The 17,305-nt window shown below is 69.3% G+C and carries 15 protein-coding genes and 1 tRNA gene; 8 read left to right on the top strand and 8 right to left on the bottom strand.

From position 1 onward, the window contains the following. The first annotated feature begins 110 nt into the window (after positions 1–110). The gene (locus YWY_RS0116390) at positions 111–479 is read left to right on the top strand and encodes a hypothetical protein (RefSeq protein ID WP_028848503.1); all 369 of its coding nucleotides are present in this window, start codon (positions 111–113) and stop codon (positions 477–479) included. Positions 480–650: 171 nt separating this feature from the next. Here the strand turns inward: YWY_RS0116390 and YWY_RS0116395 are convergent, their stop codons facing one another. Next, positions 651–1,241, bottom strand: a complete 591-nt coding sequence (locus tag YWY_RS0116395; protein ID WP_028848504.1) for a nitroreductase family protein — start codon at positions 1,239–1,241, stop codon at positions 651–653. Then, entirely contained in the window at positions 1,238–2,476 is a 1,239-nt protein-coding gene (locus YWY_RS0116400; protein WP_051310358.1) for a hypothetical protein, read from the bottom strand. Before YWY_RS0116400 ends, YWY_RS0116395 begins: the two co-directional genes overlap by 4 nt. Before the next feature lie 159 nt (positions 2,477–2,635). Between YWY_RS0116400 and YWY_RS0116405 the strand changes: the two genes are divergently transcribed. The 4 genes from YWY_RS0116405 (at position 2,636) to YWY_RS0116420 (ending at position 6,668) form a co-directional block, all read left to right on the top strand. Beyond that, positions 2,636–3,901, top strand: a complete 1,266-nt coding sequence (locus YWY_RS0116405) for an aspartate kinase (protein WP_028848506.1) — start codon at positions 2,636–2,638, stop codon at positions 3,899–3,901. Continuing rightward, on the top strand, positions 3,901–4,923 hold the full coding sequence (locus YWY_RS0116410; RefSeq protein WP_028848507.1) for an aspartate-semialdehyde dehydrogenase: 1,023 nt from the start codon (positions 3,901–3,903) through the stop codon (positions 4,921–4,923). Before YWY_RS0116405 ends, YWY_RS0116410 begins: the two co-directional genes overlap by 1 nt. A 49-nt stretch (positions 4,924–4,972) precedes the next feature. Beyond that, entirely contained in the window at positions 4,973–5,494 is a 522-nt protein-coding gene (locus tag YWY_RS0116415) for a GNAT family N-acetyltransferase (protein ID WP_028848508.1), read from the top strand. A 310-nt stretch (positions 5,495–5,804) separates the two neighbouring features. Beyond that, on the top strand, positions 5,805–6,668 hold the full coding sequence (locus tag YWY_RS0116420; protein ID WP_028848509.1) for an SAM-dependent methyltransferase: 864 nt from the start codon (positions 5,805–5,807) through the stop codon (positions 6,666–6,668). Positions 6,669–7,080: 412 nt separating this feature from the next. Here the strand turns inward: YWY_RS0116420 and YWY_RS0116425 are convergent, their stop codons facing one another. Beyond that, entirely contained in the window at positions 7,081–7,983 is a 903-nt protein-coding gene (locus tag YWY_RS0116425) for a threonine/serine dehydratase (RefSeq protein ID WP_038045693.1), read from the bottom strand. Positions 7,984–8,938: 955 nt separating this feature from the next. Between YWY_RS0116425 and YWY_RS0116430 the strand changes: the two genes are divergently transcribed. Continuing rightward, on the top strand, positions 8,939–9,490 hold the full coding sequence (locus YWY_RS0116430) for a hypothetical protein (RefSeq protein ID WP_028848511.1): 552 nt from the start codon (positions 8,939–8,941) through the stop codon (positions 9,488–9,490). Between the two features lie 163 nt (positions 9,491–9,653). On the opposite strand, the gene YWY_RS0116435 is transcribed toward YWY_RS0116430, so the two are convergent. Further along, positions 9,654–10,703, bottom strand: a complete 1,050-nt coding sequence (locus tag YWY_RS0116435; RefSeq protein ID WP_028848512.1) for an alpha/beta hydrolase — start codon at positions 10,701–10,703, stop codon at positions 9,654–9,656. Positions 10,704–10,869: 166 nt separating this feature from the next. Between YWY_RS0116435 and YWY_RS0116440 the strand changes: the two genes are divergently transcribed. Continuing rightward, a complete protein-coding gene (locus YWY_RS0116440) occupies positions 10,870–11,415 on the top strand; it encodes an NADPH-dependent FMN reductase (protein WP_028848513.1) in 546 nt (181 codons plus the stop codon). 58 nt (positions 11,416–11,473) lie between these two features. Here YWY_RS0116440 and YWY_RS0116445 read toward each other — a convergent pair whose 3' ends face one another. The 4 genes from YWY_RS0116445 to YWY_RS0116460 form a co-directional block, all read right to left on the bottom strand. Continuing rightward, positions 11,474–13,303 carry a S9 family peptidase gene (locus tag YWY_RS0116445; protein ID WP_028848514.1) on the bottom strand — a complete coding sequence of 610 codons (1,830 nt, stop codon included), beginning with the start codon at positions 13,301–13,303 and terminating at the stop codon, positions 11,474–11,476. A 127-nt stretch (positions 13,304–13,430) separates the two neighbouring features. Next, positions 13,431–13,504 (bottom strand) — tRNA-Pro (locus YWY_RS0116450). Between the two features lie 5 nt (positions 13,505–13,509). Further along, the gene (locus YWY_RS0116455; protein WP_028848515.1) at positions 13,510–14,460 is read right to left on the bottom strand and encodes a metallophosphoesterase; all 951 of its coding nucleotides are present in this window, start codon (positions 14,458–14,460) and stop codon (positions 13,510–13,512) included. 159 nt (positions 14,461–14,619) lie between these two features. Continuing rightward, entirely contained in the window at positions 14,620–16,785 is a 2,166-nt protein-coding gene (locus YWY_RS0116460) for a transglycosylase domain-containing protein (protein ID WP_028848516.1), read from the bottom strand. Positions 16,786–16,979: 194 nt separating this feature from the next. On the opposite strand from YWY_RS0116460, the gene YWY_RS0116465 reads away from it, so the two are divergent. Beyond that, a complete protein-coding gene (locus YWY_RS0116465) occupies positions 16,980–17,282 on the top strand; it encodes a WhiB family transcriptional regulator (RefSeq protein ID WP_028848517.1) in 303 nt (100 codons plus the stop codon). Positions 17,283–17,305: the final 23 nt, after the last annotated feature.

The raw sequence follows: 17,305 nt of genomic DNA on the forward strand, positions 1-17,305 counted from the left end.
GCGCAAACACCCACCCGGACATCTCACATGCGCACGGAGATCAATCAATGCGATAAATCCGGCGTCGCGCCCCGTGGCGTTGGTCGGACGAACGTGCCAAACTTCCGGCCATGGGCGAGCACACCGACAAGCCAGCGGCGGAGCAGACCACCGCCAAGCGCGACGTCGACTGGGGCGAGATCAAGGATCGCTTCGTCGGCTTGCTGGCGGGTGTCGTGCGCTGGGTATGCCTGATCTTCGCGCTGATCCTCGTGCTGCACGTGGTGTTCGTGGTGGCCGAGGCCAACCCGGCGAACGGCGTCGTGCAGTTCGTCGACGGCTGGGCGGATCGGCTCACGCTCGGCGTTGGTGACTTGTTCACCCCGGGCGACGCGAAGTTGCGCACGCTGATCAACTACGGCATCGCCGCCGTTCTGTGGCTGATCATCTCCAACGTGGGCTCGAAGATCATCCGGCGAGTCGGCGGCGTGCGCGGCTGACCTGCTGCCGGGCGGTGCCTGCCCCGGTCAGTCGGAACGGTCGCGGCCCGGGAAGCCAGAACGGTCACGGCCCCGGGCAGCCGGAACGGTCACGGCATCGGGAAGCCAGAACGGTCACGTGTTCGCCTGACGGCGCGAAGCAGGTACGTGGTCCGGCGACAGCCGTGCTGCTCAGAAGGCGGGCTTGTTCCAGTCGCGCAACGCGATCTCGCTCAGCGGCAGCCGCTTCCGCGGTGCCCGCTCCCGCTCGATCAGCGATTCGTGACCGAGGATCTCCGGGTCCGTCGGCTTGCCGACGGCGATGGCGACGACCGGCTCGACGTCCTCGGGCAGCGCGAACTCCTTGCGGACCGCGTCCGCGTCGAACCCGGCCATCTGGTGTCCGGCGAAGCCTTCGGCGACCGCTTGCAGCACCAGATTCTCGGCAGCCAGCGCCACACCGTAGGTGGCGTAGGGGATCTCACCCTTCTCGTTGCGGGTGACGGCGAGGCCGATCAGCAGCGCGCAGGCACGATGCGCCCACGCCTGGTTCGCCTCGGTCAGCGTGCCCAGAATCCGGTCGAACGTCTCCGAGCCCCGGGCGCCGACCAGGAACCGCGCCGGCTGGGTGTTGCCGTACGAGGGCGCCCAGCGGGCGGCCTCCAGCAGCGCCCGCAGTTGCCGTTCGTCGATCTTCTCGTCGGGGTCGAGCGCACGCGGGCTCCACCGGCGGGCGATCAGCTCGTGCAGTTCCACGCTGCTCTCGGCTGGCTTGTCGGTCATATCGCGTACTCCCACACCAACAACGCATGTGCTCCGAACCACCCGCTGGCGAGCGCGGCCGCGGCGACCACGAGCACTGCGGTCGCCGGGCGTCTCCGCGCCAACGCCACCGCGACCGGGATCAGCAGCGTGAACGCCGGAACGAGCAACCGCGCCTTGGAGTTCATCAAGCCAGCGGACCCGGCGACCATACTGAAGACGGCGAGGCCGTAGATCAACATCGACCACGGCAATCGTTGTGTACAGCACACCACGGCGAGCACGGCAGCGGTCAAAAGTACGAAAACCGTGCCGATGTCGTAAGCCGATCCGGCGGTCGCCAGCGCGTGCAGGGCGTATTTGGCCGTGGAGATTCCGCCGTCGAACGCCGAGCCCCAGCCTTCCGCCTGCAATTCGTTCCACGACAGGATCTGCGTGACGATGTCCGCCCCCGGGGTGATGCGGGCGCCGGCCCACCACAGGAACCCGATCAGCCCGAGCGGAGCGAGAACCGCCGCGCCGATGGCCGCCAGCCGCTCGCCGGTCCGCGCATCGCGCTCACGCACCAGGAAGATCACCACGCTGACGACGACGGCCAGGACCAGCGCCGCGGCGGTGATCCGCACCAGCCCGGCCAGCCCGCACAGCGCCCCGGCGGCCAGCCACTGTCGTCGCAGCAGGAACACCAGGACCCAGCTCGCGCAGGCGCAGAACAGCGCCTCGGAGTAGGTCATCGACAGCACCACGCCCATCGGCGAGGCGGCGAACAACGCCACCAGGATGAGGCCGACGCGGCGGGAGCCGCCTTTGACCAGCGTGCCGATCCGGTAAATGCCGTATGCGGCGACGACGCCACTGATCAGGGTGACGGCGAAGCCCACGGAGTGATACGGCAGGCCGAATCCGTCCGCCAGGGCACCGACGAGTTTCGGATATCCCGGAAAGAACGCCAGCGGAGTGGCGTCACTGCGCTGTCCGTTCGCGTCGACCAGTTGTTCCGGTGCGTTCTGGTAGCCGCCCGCGGCAATGCCGAGGAACCACTGCCCGTCCCAGGAGGTCAGCGCTTGCGTCGTGGTGGCCTCGTGCCTGCTCGCCATCAGTGACAGCACGAGCACGCCGAGCTGTCGAACTCCCAGGTAGACCAGTGCCGGAGCGGTCCACCACAGCAGCGTGCGGCCGGTGGTCCCGTCGGTTCGCTGCGCGTGCCACACCCCGGTGTCGGCCGAATCGCTGGTACGCGTCGCCGCGTCGGTCACGCTGCGTGTCCTCCTGCTCTGGTCGTCATCAACAGTAGTGGTTACTGCCACAAGCAGTCGTTGTCAGTCGCTTCGTGGCCGGTAGGCTGAGCGAAAACAGGGACGGGGGCGTTCGCCTGGCAAGTGGGACGGGCGCCGCCGCGAGGAGGTTCGTGCCCCGTGGCGCTGGTGGTCCAGAAGTACGGTGGGTCGTCGCTGGAGAACGCCGAACGCATCACCAAAGTCGCCGAGCTGATCGTCGAAACCAAGCGGGCAGGCAACGACGTCGTGGTGGTGTGTTCCGCGATGGGCGACACCACCGACGAACTGCTCGATCTGGCCGCGCAGGTGAATCCGAACCCGCCGGAGCGGGAAATGGACATGCTGCTCACCGCGGGTGAGCGCATCTCCAACGCGCTGGTTGCGATGGCGATCAGCAAGCTCGGCGCCCAGGCGTGGTCGTTCACCGGCTCGCAGGCGGGCATCGCCACCACCGCGGCGCACGGCAACGCGCGCATCCTCGAGGTGTCGCCGAAGCGGGTCACCGAGGCGCTCGAGCAGGGCTACATCGCCATCGTCGCCGGCTTCCAGGGCGTCGCCAAGGACACCAAGGACATCACCACGCTGGGCCGCGGCGGTTCGGACATGACGGCGGTGGCGCTGGCCGCCGCGCTGAAGGCCGACGAGTGCGAGATCTACTCCGACGTGGACGGCGTGTACTCCGCCGACCCGCGGATCGTGCCCAACGCGCGCAAGCTGGACAAGGTTCCGTACGAGGAAATGCTCGAGCTGGCCGCGACCGGGTCGAAGATCCTGCATCTGCGGTCGGTGGAGTACGCGCGCCGGTACGGCGTGCCGCTTCGCGTCCGTTCGTCGTACAGCACCAAGCCGGGCACGCTGGTGGCCGGATCGATCGAGGAGATTCCCGTGGAACAGGCGCTGATCACCGGCGTTTCGCACGACAAGTCCGAAGCCAAGATCACCGTCACGGACGTGCCGGACTACAAGGGCGCTGCCGCCCGGATCTTCCGCGCCGTCGCCGACGCCAACATCGACATCGACATGGTGCTGCAGAACGCCTCACGCACCGCTTCCGGTGTCACCGACATCACCTTCACCCTGTCCAAGGACCGCGGCCCGGCGGCGGTCGCCGCGCTGGAGCGCATCAAGGAGGACGTCGGCTTCAGCGGCGTGCTGTACGACGACCACATCGGCAAGGTGTCGCTGGTGGGCGCGGGCATGCGTTCGCACCCGGGCGTCACCGCGACGTTCTGCGAAGCGATCGCCAATGCGGGCGTCAACATCGAAATGATCAACACCTCGGAGATCCGCATCTCGGTGCTGATCAGGGACACCGACGTCGAGGCCGCCGTGCGCGCCGTGCACGATGCGTTCGACCTCGGCGGCGACGAGCCGGCCATCGTCTACGCGGGGAGTGGTCGCTGATGCGCGTGGGAGTCGTGGGTGCCACCGGTCAGGTCGGTGGCGTGATGCGCACGCTGCTGGACGAACGCGGCTACCCGGTCGACGAGATCCGGTTCTTCGCCTCGTCCCGGTCGGCGGGTTCCAAGCTGCCGTGGAAGGGCGCGGAGATCGAGGTCGAGGACGTCGCGACGGCCGATCCGTCCGGGCTGGACGTGGTGTTGTTCTCGGCGGGCAAGGGCGCTTCGAAGGCCTACGCGCCGAAGTTCGCCGAAGCGGGCGCCACGGTGATCGACAACTCGTCGGCGTGGCGGCTGGACCCGGAGGTCCCGCTGATCGTCAGCGAGGTGAACCCGGAGGCGGTCCACGATGCCAAGAAGGGCATCATCGCCAACCCGAACTGCACCACGATGGCCGCGATGCCGGTGCTCAAGCCGCTGCACGAGGAGGCGTCGCTGGTGCGCCTGGTGGCCTCGACCTACCAGGCGGTTTCCGGCAGCGGGCTGGCCGGTGTGGACGAGCTGGCCGAGCAGGTCGCCGCCGCGGGTTCGCGGATCAAGGAGCTGACGCACGACGGGTCGGCGCTTGAGTTCCCCGAGCCGCGCAAGTACGCCAAGACGATCGCGTTCAACGCGCTGCCGATGGCGGGGTCGATCGTCGACGACGGGTCCGGCGAGACCGACGAGGAACAGAAGCTGCGCAACGAAAGCCGCAAGATCCTCGGCATCCCGGAACTGCGGGTGTCCGGCACGTGCGTGCGCGTGCCGGTGTTCACCGGGCACGCGTTGTCGATCAACGCAGAGTTCGAGCGGCCGCTGTCGCCGGAGCGGGCCATCGAGCTGCTGGCGGAGGCGCCTGGAGTGCAGCTCACCGACATCCCCACCCCGTTGGAGGCGGCAGGTAAGGATCCCAGCTACGTGGGCCGGATCCGGGCGGACGCCGGCGTGGACGGCGGTCGTGGGCTGGTGTTGTTCGTCGCCGCCGACAACCTGCGCAAAGGCGCGGCATTGAACGCGGTCCAGATCGCCGAGCTGCTGGTCAAGTAGCGCGCGATATTCGGTTGCTCGTACGGCGCGCCGGCGGGAGAGTGACGGCGTGATCGTTCGCCGGGAAACTCCTGCCGACGTCGCGGCGGTCCGCGCCGTGCACTCGGTGGCCTTTCCTGCTCCGCGCCCCGGGGAGCTGCCTGTCGAAGTGGGTTTGCTCGACGCGCTGCGGGCCAGTGACGCCTGGGTGCCTGCTCTTTCGCTTGTCGCGTGTCCGTCCAGCGGCGACGGCGTGGTGGGGCACGTCGTCGCCACCAAGGCGACCGTGGCGGGGCGAACAGCTCTCGGGCTCGGCCCGATCGGAGTGGTGCCCGATTGGCAGCGGCAAGGGGTGGGCAGCGCCCTGATGCACGCCGTGCTCGCGGCCGCGGACGCCCTGGAGTATCCGCTGGTCGTCTTGCTCGGCAATCCCCGCTTCTACCGGCGTTTCGGATTCTGGCCTGCTGCCGAGCTGGGTGTCCGCCCGCCCGACCCGAGCTGGCGGGAAGCATTCCAGGCGCGGCCGCTGGCCGCATACACCGACGACTTGCGGGGCGAATTCTGCTACGCCGCGCCGTTCAACGATCTGTAGCGCGATCCGCGCCCATCACCCGGCCTTTCTGGTTCTTTCGGTGCCGGGCTTCTGCGTTGCCGAGAGCGGCGGCCGCTTGTTCTCCATGCCGTGACGCGACTGCCGGGGTCGCGACGGAAGCGCGACTTGGGCGCCTGGACTGTGCCGGAAAAGGTGCCGGTATCCGGATTCAGCTCGCTCACGGCGCGTGATGGCGGGCGCGGTCGGCTGATTTGGCGACGATCTTTGCGTTCGGACTGGAAATCACCACGGTCAGGTGCGATAGAGTCGCCGTCGGTAATCACCGGGTTGAAAGGTGGATGGCTGCGCTATGACAGCGGACGAGCGGGTCGACGTGGAGATTCCCCTGGACCGGCCGACGCCCGCGCGGGCGTACGACTGGCTGCTCGGCGGCAAGGAGAACTACGCCGTCGATCGCGAGTTCATGACCGAGAACCTGAAGAGGTTCCCGCAAGTGCTGGACAGCGCCCGGCAGAACCGCCTGTTCCTCTACCGCGCGGTGCGTTACCTGGTGCGGGACGCGGGCATCGACCAGTTCATCGACCTCGGCTGCGGGCTGCCGACCAACAACAACGTGCACCAGGTCGCCCAGCAGTTCAATCCGAACGTCAAGGTCGTCTACGTCGACATCGACCCGATCGTGCTTGCCCACGGCCGCGCGCTGCTCGCCGAGGACGACAGCACCGCGGTGATCACGGCCGACTTCCGGGACCCGTCGGTGGTCCTGGAGCACCCGGACACCAAGCGCCTGATCGATTTCTCACGGCCGGTGGCCATGCTGTTCTTGTCGGTGGTGCACTTCCTCGGTGACGACGACGAGGTCGGCAAGGGCCCGAGGCACGCGCTGCGGTACATCATCGACGAGGTCGCGCCGTCCGGCAGCTATCTGACGCTGTCCCACCTCGTCGTCACCGACCCGGTCAAGCGGCAGATGATCAGGGAGATCGGCAGCAAGGCGGGCATGAACGTGCAGGTCCGCTCGCCGGAGGAGGTCGACGCCCTGCTGGACGGCCTCGAGCCGGTCGAGCCGGGGCTGGTGAACATCGACGACTGGCGCCCGGACCCCGATCAGCCGCCGCTGAACCCGGTCCCGCCGGAGCTGCGCATCTACGAGGGCATGAGCGCGAAGAACCCCGAGATGTTCGAGTACGGCGGCGTGCTGCGCAAGCCGTGACGTCGATGGGCGGATGACCCGGTGATGCCGGCCCCGAGGGCCCAGGCCGCGGCACTGCCAGCCCGGACCGTGGTCCTCGGGCGCGAGCGTCCGGCCGGCGGGCCGTCGTCTGTTGGGCCGGGTGCGTGTTGCCGTTGGGCTGGGCTGTCTGCCTGTGACGGTGTTCGGCTCTGTGGTTGAGCGGTCGTTCTTTCGGGTCGGCTTGTGCTGTCCGGCCGGGGGGGGGGGCGTGTTGCCATTGGGCTGGGCTGTCTGCCTGCGGCGGTGTTCAGCTCTGTGGCTGAGCGGTCGTTCTCTGCTCGGCATGTGCCCCCGGCCGGGCATGTCCCCTCGGGCCGTCGCCTCCTCGGCAGGGCCACGCCCACCGGGCCGGGTGGTGCTTGTCCCCGGCCGGGCCAGTGCGTGACAGCCGTCAGCCCGGTGTCCACACCGTGTTGGCGCCGCAGAGGATCACGCACGGCCGTTCCCCCGGAACCTCCCCGGTCAGCAGGGCCGCGAACGCGACCGCGGCGGCTGGCTCCACGGCGAGCCGGAACTCCTCCCACAGCCGGTCACGCGCGGCCACGATCTGGTCCTCGGACACCAGCAGCGACTGCGCCTTGGCGTCCGTCAGCAGCTGGAAAGCGATGGTGCCGATGCGGTTCGCGCCCAGGCCGGACGCGGCGATGGACTCGACCGGGGCGTCGACCGGCTCGCCCGCCTGGAGCGCGGCGTTGAAGCAGCAGCACCCCTCCGGCTCGGCAGCCACGACGTGCCGCCCCTCGGCGGCGAGCACGACGCCCGAGGCGAGACCGCCCCCGCCGACCGCGACGACGATCGTGTCGACATCCGGTGCGTCCGCGACGATCTCCGCGGTGACCGTGCCCTGGCCGGCGATGACATCAGGGTCGTCGTAGGGATGCACATAACGGACGCCCGGTTCGCTGCCCTCTTCCAGCGCGGCCGCGAGCACGTCGGCCATCTCGGCGTGGCGAACCAGTTTCGCACCGGCTGCGGCCATCCGTTCCGCCTTCTGCGGCGGCACGAAATCCGGCATGTGCACGGTCACCGGCACACCCACCGAGGCCGCGGCGGTGGCCACGGCCAACCCGTGATTGCCGCCCGAGGCCGTGACCACGCGCTCCGGCAGGGGCCTGCTCACCAGCGCGTTGGTGGCGCCACGCAGTTTGAACGACCCGGTGCGCTGCAGGTGCTCGAGCTTGAACACCACCGGTTTCCCGTCCACCTCGGTGGCGAAGACCGGGGTGCGGCGGACGTAAAGCCGAATACGCCCGGCCGCGGCGACGACGTCGTCGTAAGTCGGAAGAGCAGTCACGCGGTCCAGTCTGCCGAAGTTTGCCGTGGGCGCGCTGGCGATCTGCTCCTGGCGGAACGATCTTTCCCGGGAACGCGGATCGCCACGAAACGGGGCCGCATCTTGCTCCAATCGCGTCATCGCGGTCCGGAGCCCGCTGCGGGGTCTGGTGGCTTGCGGGAAAGGGGGATGGGCTCGTGCTGTCGGTTGTCTGGCTGCGCCTGATGACCAAGGGCGGCGAGTGCGTGGGGCGGACGTGATGCATGGGAGGGGAGCGGGTTCGAGATACCGGTTGCCTGTCTACGCCTGATGACGGGACGGGGGAGGTCACGTGGAAGCGGTGAGCGAGGCGGAGCGGGTCGTACTGACGGTTGCCGAGTCACGGGTGGCGAGAGTACGGGTGGACGCGGGCTTGGGAGGTGGGCTTGCGACGGGCGCACCGGCTTTGCCCCGTGGCACGGAACAGGCGGGCACAGGGCGGCCGTGGAGATCGACGTGGCGCGACGCTGGTGCCGCTGGTCCGTCTGGCGCAGCGGGCGGGCCCCCACGCTCGTCGAAGCAAGCAGCGTCCGGCTGGTGGTCCCGGCTGCTTTGGCGATCTCCTGGATGGACCACTCGGCACGAGCGGGGTGCCGGGCCGATGTGCTGCCCCCGCCAAGCGGTGATTCGTCCCGGTACACACCGCCGCTAACCCTGCGGGGGGAACGTGATCGGTCGTTCCCCCGAACTACCGCAATTCAGGTGACTGGGCCCGCCTCGAACGGGTCTGGCGTCCGGTTCTAGCTGCGGAGCGTTGCAGAGAAGTCACACCGATGGTGCAGTCGATCACAACATTCGGTGATCTCGGTGTGTCGCTCTGGAGGCGTGTCATCGGCCCTGCCCTCAGCCGGTGGGATGACAACCGGTAGTGCGTTACCTGCCGGGGGAGTACGGGTGGAGGCGGGAAGTCGCGAGGGGCTGACAAGGGAGTGCACACATGAAAACCACCGTGTCCCGCGTGGTCACCGCACTGTTCACCAGTGCGGCGCTGGTAGCCGGCGGCATCGGCATGGCGACCGCTGTGCCGGTCGACCGTGAGCACGCATCCGTCATCACATCCACCGCCGACGACGTGCAGTACCTGCACGATCAGCTGGCGCAGGCGGTCGAGGACGACGACGTCGAAGCCGTCGACGGAGTCCTCGGCCAGATCGACCGAACGATGCAGGTCATCCTCACGGCCGAGCAGTACGAGCGTGCTGCAGCGGTTCGCGCCGATGCGGAAAAGGCGCGGGATCTCGGCACGCGACTGCAAGCCAAGCTCACCCAAGCACGCGGTGACGACCCGCTGGCCACACTGAACGGCTTGATTCAGACGCTGTTGGCCACGCTGTCCGCGCTCGTCGACAACCTGCTTGGCGGTGGCACGCCTGGCGTGCCGGACGTGCCAGGGGTGCCTGGCGTGCCGGACGTGCCCGAGGTGCCGGAGACCCCGGACCTGCCCGAGGTACCGGAAGCTCCGGGACTGCCACCGGCGCCGCTGCCCTGACCTGCGGGGCGAGGCCGTCACCGACCACCTCGGTGGGGGAGAGGAACCCGGTGCCTGGGAGTCGGCACCGGGTTCCGTCATGTCCGGCGGATGTCGCGCCAGGCAACAAGGCCCGGCAACGCCGCTCACCCAAGGCAGGCGCCGGGCGAGCTTCCCGCTCCCGTCAGCGGGCGTAGGCCAGCCCGGCCCGCAGTGCCGCGGCGATTTCCAGGGTGGCCTCCCGGAACCGCCCGCCGAGCGGCGCGAAGTTGATGAACCCGTGGATCATGTCCCGCTGGCACTGGTAGGACACCGAGACGCCCGCTTCCTCCAGCGCCTTGGCGTAGGCGTGGCCGTTGTCGCGCAGCGGGTCGAAGCCGGCGGTGACCAGATAAGCCGGTGGCAGGCCGGACAGGTCGCCGGCGAGCAGCGGGGAGATCCGCGGGTCGCTGCGGTCGTCGTCCGGGCTCAGATAGTGCCCCTCGAACCAGTTCATGTCCGCGTCGGTGAGGAAGAAGCCCTCCGCGAACAGCTGCCGCGACCGCCGCTTGGTGACGAAGTCCACCTCGGGATAGACGAGCAGCTGGAACACGGGGGCCGGACCACCGCGCTGCGCGCATTGCAGCGCGGTGACCGCGGCCAGGTTGCCGCCCGCGCTGTCGCCGCCCACGGCGATCCGCTGCTGATCCACCCCGAGCTCGTCGGCGTGCTTGTGTGCGTAGTCGAACGCCGCCAGCGCGTCGTCGACAGCGGCGGGGAAGCGGTGCTCGGGCGCCAGCCGGTACTCCACCGACAGCACCCGGACACCGGAGTGCTCGGCCAGGAACCTCGCGGCGTAGTCATGCGTCCGCACGCTGCCGAGTACCCAGCCTCCGCCGTGGAAGTAGACCAGCAGCGGGCCGGGCTCGGCATAGTCGCGCGGCGTGTAGAGCCTGGCGGGAAGCTCGCCGTCCGGCGTGGACATCCGCAGGTCGCGGGAGGTGACGTCGAGCGGAGGGGACGGCAGCAGGTCGACGTTGATCTCCATCCCGGCGCGGGACTCCGCCACGCTGTTCGAGGTCAGGTTGATACCGCTTGCGGCCGTCAGCTTCACCAGCAGTTGCGCATCCAGGGCGAGGGTCTGGCCGTCCCGTGTCACCGGCTTGCCCGCGATCAGGCGCTTGAGCATTGCCGGGAGCCGGAACACTCCGCGCATGGCTGCCGCTTGCACCGGCAGGGGGATTTTGGCGGCCAGATTCGTCATGGTGGACCTCCTTCGCTGGACGACGGATGCCGGGAGTCTTGCACGACGTGCATGGCAACGGTGTGTGATAACCGGACAACCGAGCGTTGGGCCGGTTGGCGCGACGCGCGACACGTCGGCTGGACCTCGAGTGCACTGGAAGTCGTAGGGTGCGGGTATGAAGGTGGTCGGGATCGGCGGGTCGCTACGGCCGGGCTCGCAGAGTGAGTACGCGGTACGGGTCGCGCTGCGCGGGGCCGAGGAAGCCGGCGCGCGCACGACCTTGATCGCCGGCGATCAGTTGCAGCTGCCGTTCTACGACGCCGCGATCGCGGAACGCACGGCGTCAGCGCGCCGGCTGGTGGAGGCGGTCCGGGAAGCGGATGGGCTGATCGTCGGTTCGCCCGGCTATCACGGCGGACCGTCCGGGCTGATCAAGAACGCCCTCGACTACCTGGAAGACCTGCGTGACGACGAGCGGCCGTATCTCGCCGGACGGGCGGTCGGGCTGATCGCCGTCGCCGCCGGGTGGCAGGCGGCCGTGGGCACCTTGAACCACCTGCGCACCGCGGTGCACGCGCTGCGCGGCTGGCCGACTCCGCTGGGCGGAGCCATCAACTCGCGCGAGACGAAGTTCGACGAGACGGGCGCGTGCAACGACAGCGCGGTCTACGACAAGCTGCGGCTCATCGGGCGGCAGGTGGCCACTTTCCAGCCGGCCTGAGCAACCGTCGGCTCGGTGAAGTGACCAGCGCGCCGGTTCCGGAGCGGGACGGTGACCGTCAGGCCCGTCCCAGCTTGCGCAGCGCGAACGACACCTCGACGGCGGTCTGCTTGATCACCTCGGCCACCACCAGCGACCCGTGCCCGGCGTCGTAGCGGTAGAACGCGAAGTCCGCCCCGCGCTCGGCCAACCGGTCCACGTAGTTCTCGATCTGCCGGATCGGGCAGCGCGGGTCGTTGTCGCCGGCCAGGATCAGCACCGGCGCCCGCACCGCGTCGACGTAGGTGATCGGCGAGCACTCCCGGTACAGATCCGGCAGCTCGTCCGGTGAACCGCCGAACAGCGACCGGTCGAATGCCCGCAGCGGTTCCATCTCGTCGGCGTAGGCCGTCACGTAGTCGGCCACCGGCACCCCGGCGATGCCGACCGCCCAGCGCTCCGGCTGCACGCCGAGCGCCAGCAAGGTGAGGTAACCACCCCAGGAGGCGCCGGTGACCACGCAGCGCTGCGGATCGGCCAGCCCGCTGGCCACGGCCCAGTCGTGCACCGCGGCGATGTCCTCCAGCTCGGTCAGGCCCGGGCGGCCCTCGATGGCGTCACGCCACTGCGAGCCGTACCCGTCGGAGCCGCGGTAGTTGACCTCGACGACCGCGAACCCGGCGTCGACCCACACCGCACGGTAGGCGGAGAACCGGTCCGTGTCGGCGGCGTGTGGCCCGCCGTGGATGGAGAAGACGGTGGGCAGCGGCCCGGACGCGCCCTCCGGACGGGCCACGAGGGCATGAATCGTCCCCCCTGGGCCTTCCACGAACGCGTCGGCCACCGGAACCGACCCCGGCGCCCGCGGTCCCGGCGGGGCCAGCAGCACCTCGTCCGTTCCGTCCGGCAGCCTGCGGCGGATCACCGACGGATGAGCCGCCGACGACCACGAGTACTCGATGCTGCCGTCCGGGCGCACACCGGCGCTGCCGATCACCCCCGACGGCGTGTCGAGCGCGGTGAGCTCCCCGGTGTCGAGCCGCAGCGTGTGCAGCGTGCTGCGCGCGTGGTAGTGGTGCAACACCAGCAGTGCCTTGCCATCCGGGTACCACGTGCCGGTGATCTCGCCCGGCAGGTCGATGGCGAGCTCGGTCTGCTCGCCGGTGGCGACGTCCCAGATCAGCAGCTCCTCGTGGCCACGACGCTCGTGCTGCACCAGCAGGCGCTGATCACCCGGCACCGGCGAGAACTCCAGCGCCTCCAGGCCACGCCCTTCTCCGTCCCACAGCTCGCCCACGGCGCGATCGCCGTCGTCCAGCGCCAGCACGCGGATCGCCGGATGACGCGAGTCCCCGTGCTCGGAGTGGGAGATCGCCAGCAGCTTCTCGTCCCTGGACAGCGCCGAGACGCCCGCGTCGTGCTCGCTGGCGTACACCCGGCGGGTCGCGCCGCCGGAGTGCACGAACAGCTCGCTGCCGTCGTCGGTGGACACCCCGACCGCGGCCAGCCGATGCCCGATCACCAGGCCCGCGGGATATCCGGGGCGGACATCGGCCACGGCCACCTCCGCCGATCCCGGTCCCGCGGTGAATGGCTGGCGCATCCACCGGCCGAACTCGTCGCCGTCGGTGTCGTCGAACCACCAGATGGCCGAGCCGTCCGGAGCGATGTCGGCGTGCATGGTGCCGTTGGGCCGCTCGGTCACCTTCCGGTGATCACCGCTGTCCCGGTCCCACGCGTACACCTCCCACACGCCGCTGGCGTTGGAGACGTAGAAGTTGGCCGACGGAGCGTCCAGCGCCCAGTCCGGCGCGGACATCCGGGGCGCGGTGAACCGGGCCCGCCACCGAGACTCCGCCGCGTCGTCGTCGAACAGCCGATCCGGGATGTGTGGCGTGGGGTACTGCACGCCTTGATCGTTGCACGTGCTTTCCAGCGGGTGCCGGGCGGCCTGAACCAGGCTCCCGCTCACCGGAAAGTGCCCGGAAACGACGAAACGGCCCGCGATCTCTCGCGGACCGTTTCGTCTGGTCCCGTCGGGGTGGCGGGATTTGAACCCACGACCTCCTCGACCCGAACGAGGCACGCTACCAAGCTGCGCCACACCCCGGTTGGCTAACGGGCCAAGACAGAGTTTAACGGACCCCTCCGCCAGGCTTTGAACCGGGACTCCCGCTTTGCGCGCTGCGGCTTCCAGTCGCGCGGCACCAAGGTCAGCAAACTGGCCTCCGGCGGGCACGCGAACCGCACCGGCGCGTACGGCGAAGTCCCCAGACCAGCGGAAACGTGCAGCCACATGTCTGCGCCCCAGCGGCTGGCGCCCCGCGCGCGAGAGCGATCGAGATCACAGTTGGTCACCAGCGCGCCGATGCCAGGCACCCGCAGCTGCCCGCCGTGCGTGTGACCGGCCAGCACCAGGTCGTAGCCGTCCGCGGCGAAGGCGTCGAGAATCCGCGGCTCAGGCGAATGCGTGACGCCGATCCGGACCACCGCGGCCGCGTCCGCGCGCCCGGCGATGGTGCTGTAGCGGTCGTACTGCATGTGCGGGTCATCCACACCCGCGGCGAACAACGACTGCCCGGCCACCTGCAGCGGCACACGCTGGTGCGTCAGGTCGTGCCAGCCGTGCTCGATGAACGCCGCACGCAGGTCCTGCCACGGCAACTCGGGACCGTGCACGAGCTTCTTCCGGCCGCGCGGCATCAGGTAGCGGGCTGGGTTCTTCGGCTTGGGCGCGAAGTAGTCGTTGCTGCCGAAGACGAACATGCCCGGCACGTTGAGCAGCGGCCCGAAAGCCCGCAGCACGGCGGGCACCGCCGCCGGGTGGGCGAGATTGTCACCGGTGTTGACCACCAGGTCCGGAGCCAGCGCGGCCAGCGAGGCCACCCAGCGTTGCTTGGCATGCTGCCAAGGGAGCATGTGCAGGTCGGAGATGTGCAGCACGCGCAGCGGCTGGGACCCCGGCGCCAGCACCGGCAGGTGCGCGGTGCGCAGCGTGTACAGCTGCCGTTCGATGGCCGTCGCGTAGGTCAGGCCGGCGGCGCCTACCGCGGCCACCGCTCCCATTGCTGCTCGCAGCCTGCTGTTCACCACGCACCGAGCATACGTCGGGCGCCTTCTGCGGGCGGTGTGGGAAGTACGTCGGATCACGCCGACGCCGGGACGGCCACGGGCCCAAAGTCACCCGACTCGGTGATCGTCTCTCTGTCGCTGCGGGGACGGCCGTCAGTTGGCGTGCAGGTACTTCTCGGGCGCCTTGGGGACGCTCTTCTTCGGCAACCCCTCGTGGATCGGCTTCATCGCGTTGAACCACGTCTGAGCCGGGATGACGCCACCGAACATGTTCCCGGAGCCGCAGCGGTAGGCGCCCATCGAACCGCCCACGCACAGCGGCTGCGCGTTGCCGTCCGGCTGGAAGATCATCGCCGCCCCGGCGTAGAACGGCGTGGCACCCACGAACGTCGACGCGGTGTGGTTCTGCGCGGTACCGGTCTTGCCGATCATCGGGCGGTCCCAGCCCGCCTTCCTGGCCGCGCCCGCCGCGGTGCCCGACACGTGGTCCTTGCTCAGCGCATCGGCCAGCGCGTGCGCCAGGTCCTTGGAGATAACCTGCTCGCACTTCGGCTCCTTGAGCTTGACCGGCTTGCCGTTGCGGTCGCGCACCTCGAGGATCGGCGTCGGCGGGCACCAGCGGCCGTCGCTGATGATGGTCGCCCCCACGTTGGCCAGCTCCAGGCCGCTCAGCGGGGCGGGGCCCAGGGTGAACGACCCCTTGCCCGGCGAGTTCTCCGACGGGCCGAAGTGCTTCCGCAGGTCCTCGGACACCAGCGGGTCGTTCGACGACGGGTCCGGCTTCTTGCCCTGCATGTTGCTGCTCATCGTCTTGCGCATGCCCAGCCGGTAGGCCATGTCGACGATGGGCTTCATGCCGGTGCGCTCTTCCAGGATGACGAACGTGGTGTTGGGCGAGTTCGCCAGCGCCTGCTGCAGCGTCGGGTTGCCGCCCGGGGTGCCCGCGTAGTTCTGCACGCAGTAGGGCACGACGCCGTCCGGTCGCTGGCCGCACCGCGGGTTGCCGCCGCCGAAAACCTTCGACGTGTAATGGCCGGGCGCCGGCACCCGGTCGAGGATGCCGACCACGCCCTTCTCCAGCGCGGCCGCCGCGGTGAAGATCTTGTACGACGACCCGGCACCCTGCATGTTGTAGACGCCGGCGGGCAGGGCCAGGAACGTCTCGTTCCGCTCCTTGTCGCCGCCGTAGTCCCGGTTCGCGGCAAGTGCGATCACTTCGTGCCGCTTCTTGCCCGGCTTGACCAAGGACAACGTCAGAACGACGTCGTCGTTCTCCTTGGGCACCTGCTCCTCGGTGGCCTTCGCCGCCGCCTTGTTCGCCTTGCGGTCCAGCGTGGTGCGGATGGTGTAGCCGCCGCTGTAGAGCTCGTCCCGGTCCATGCCGAGCTCGTTGACCAGGTAGTCCTCGACGTACTGGCAGAAGAACCCGTCGGTGGCACCCGCGCCGACGCAGTTGGCGGGCGGCTTCTTCGGGCCGCCCGGCACCACGCCGAGCCCCTGCTTCTTGTACCGCTCGGCGTCCTCCTTCGACAGCTTGCGGTTGCGCACCATCATGTCCAGCACCAGGTTGCGGCGCTTCTTGGCCGCCTCCGGGTGGTTCCACGGGTCCAGCGCCGCCGGGTTGTTCACCATGCCGGCCAGCAGCGCCGCCTGCGCCGGGTCCAGCTCCTTGGCGGTGGTGTTGAAGTACGCCTTGGCCGCCGCGCCGACACCGAAGATGCGCCGGGAGAACTCCACCACGTTCAGGTACCCGGTGAGGATCTCCTCCTTGGTCATCTTCGACTCGAGGTTGATGGCGATCCTGGCTTCCTTGAGCTTGCGCGCGATGGACTGCTCTTGCGCCTTCTGCCTGCCGATGCGGTGCTTCGGGTCGTTGTCGTTCCAGTAGACGACGTTGATCAGGTAGTTCTTGACGTACTGCTGGGTCAGCGTCGAGGCACCCTGGGTCTGGCCGCCCGAGGTGTTGGAGATGGCGGCCCGCACGGTGCCCTTCCAGTCGACGCCGTTGTGCTCGTAGAACCGGCGGTCCTCGACCGAGATGATCGCCCACTTCATGGCGTCGGAGATCTCGTCCGGACCGGTCGGGATGCGGTACTGGTTGTACAGCGTGGCGATCGGCCTGCCGTCCCGGTCGGTGATCGTGGTGACCAGCGGCGGCGCCTCGTTGGCCAGCTCGGTCGAGGTGTTCTCCACCGTCGCGCTGGCCTGGTTGGACAGCAAGCCCGCCCCGCCGACGACCGGGAACAGCAGGCCGGCCACCAGCACGCCGGCCAGCAGACACAGTCCGAGGAGCTTGAGGATTCCGTCCGTCCTACGCACGTTTCGATGCTACGTGCTACCGGTGTAAGGGGCGCGTCACGCCGCCGGGTTACCCCTGCCGGTCACGATTTGACCAAACCCGGCTCGCCAAGGGGAACCGATACCCTCTACAGTCCGTCAAGGTCTCACGTTGGCACAGGGGAGTGCCGTGGGTGGAGTGTGAGAACCGTGACCAGAGAGGGAGCTGGGGGACAATGAGCATGACGCAACCGGATTGGCGTGTGCACGCGGCTTGCCGTGACACCGATCCGGACGGCTTGTTCGTCCGAGGCGCCGAGCAGAACCGGGCCAAGCTGATCTGCATGGGCTGCCCGGTGCGCACGGAGTGCCTTGCCGAGGCCCTGGACAACCGGATCAGCTTCGGCGTCTGGGGGGGAATGACCGAGCGGGAGCGGCGTGCGCTGCTGCGGCGCCGTCCCGACGTCGAGTCGTGGGCGGATCTGCTGGACGCGGCACGCCGGGAGCACCAGGAGGAACAGCTGACCCGGGCGGGCTGAGCGCTCCGCCGCCCGTCAGCCGT

This window comes from Thermocrispum agreste DSM 44070 (assembly GCF_000427905.1).
GTDB lineage: Bacteria > Actinomycetota > Actinomycetes > Mycobacteriales > Pseudonocardiaceae > Thermocrispum > Thermocrispum agreste.

Bases quoted from the DNA above. Each gene is read 5' to 3' on its own strand.
- YWY_RS0116465 (WP_028848517.1), top strand. From the start codon at position 16,980: ATGAGCATGACGCAACCGGATTGGCGTGTGCACGCGGCTTGCCGTGAC.
- YWY_RS0116455 (WP_028848515.1), bottom strand. From the start codon at position 14,460: ATGGGAGCGGTGGCCGCGGTAGGCGCCGCCGGCCTGACCTACGCGACG.
- YWY_RS0116430 (WP_028848511.1), top strand. From the start codon at position 8,939: ATGAAAACCACCGTGTCCCGCGTGGTCACCGCACTGTTCACCAGTGCG.
- YWY_RS0116395 (WP_028848504.1), bottom strand. From the start codon at position 1,241: ATGACCGACAAGCCAGCCGAGAGCAGCGTGGAACTGCACGAGCTGATC.
- YWY_RS0116410 (WP_028848507.1), top strand. From the start codon at position 3,901: ATGCGCGTGGGAGTCGTGGGTGCCACCGGTCAGGTCGGTGGCGTGATG.
- YWY_RS0116390 (WP_028848503.1), top strand. From the start codon at position 111: ATGGGCGAGCACACCGACAAGCCAGCGGCGGAGCAGACCACCGCCAAG.
- YWY_RS0116420 (WP_028848509.1), top strand. From the start codon at position 5,805: ATGACAGCGGACGAGCGGGTCGACGTGGAGATTCCCCTGGACCGGCCG.
- YWY_RS0116440 (WP_028848513.1), top strand. From the start codon at position 10,870: ATGAAGGTGGTCGGGATCGGCGGGTCGCTACGGCCGGGCTCGCAGAGT.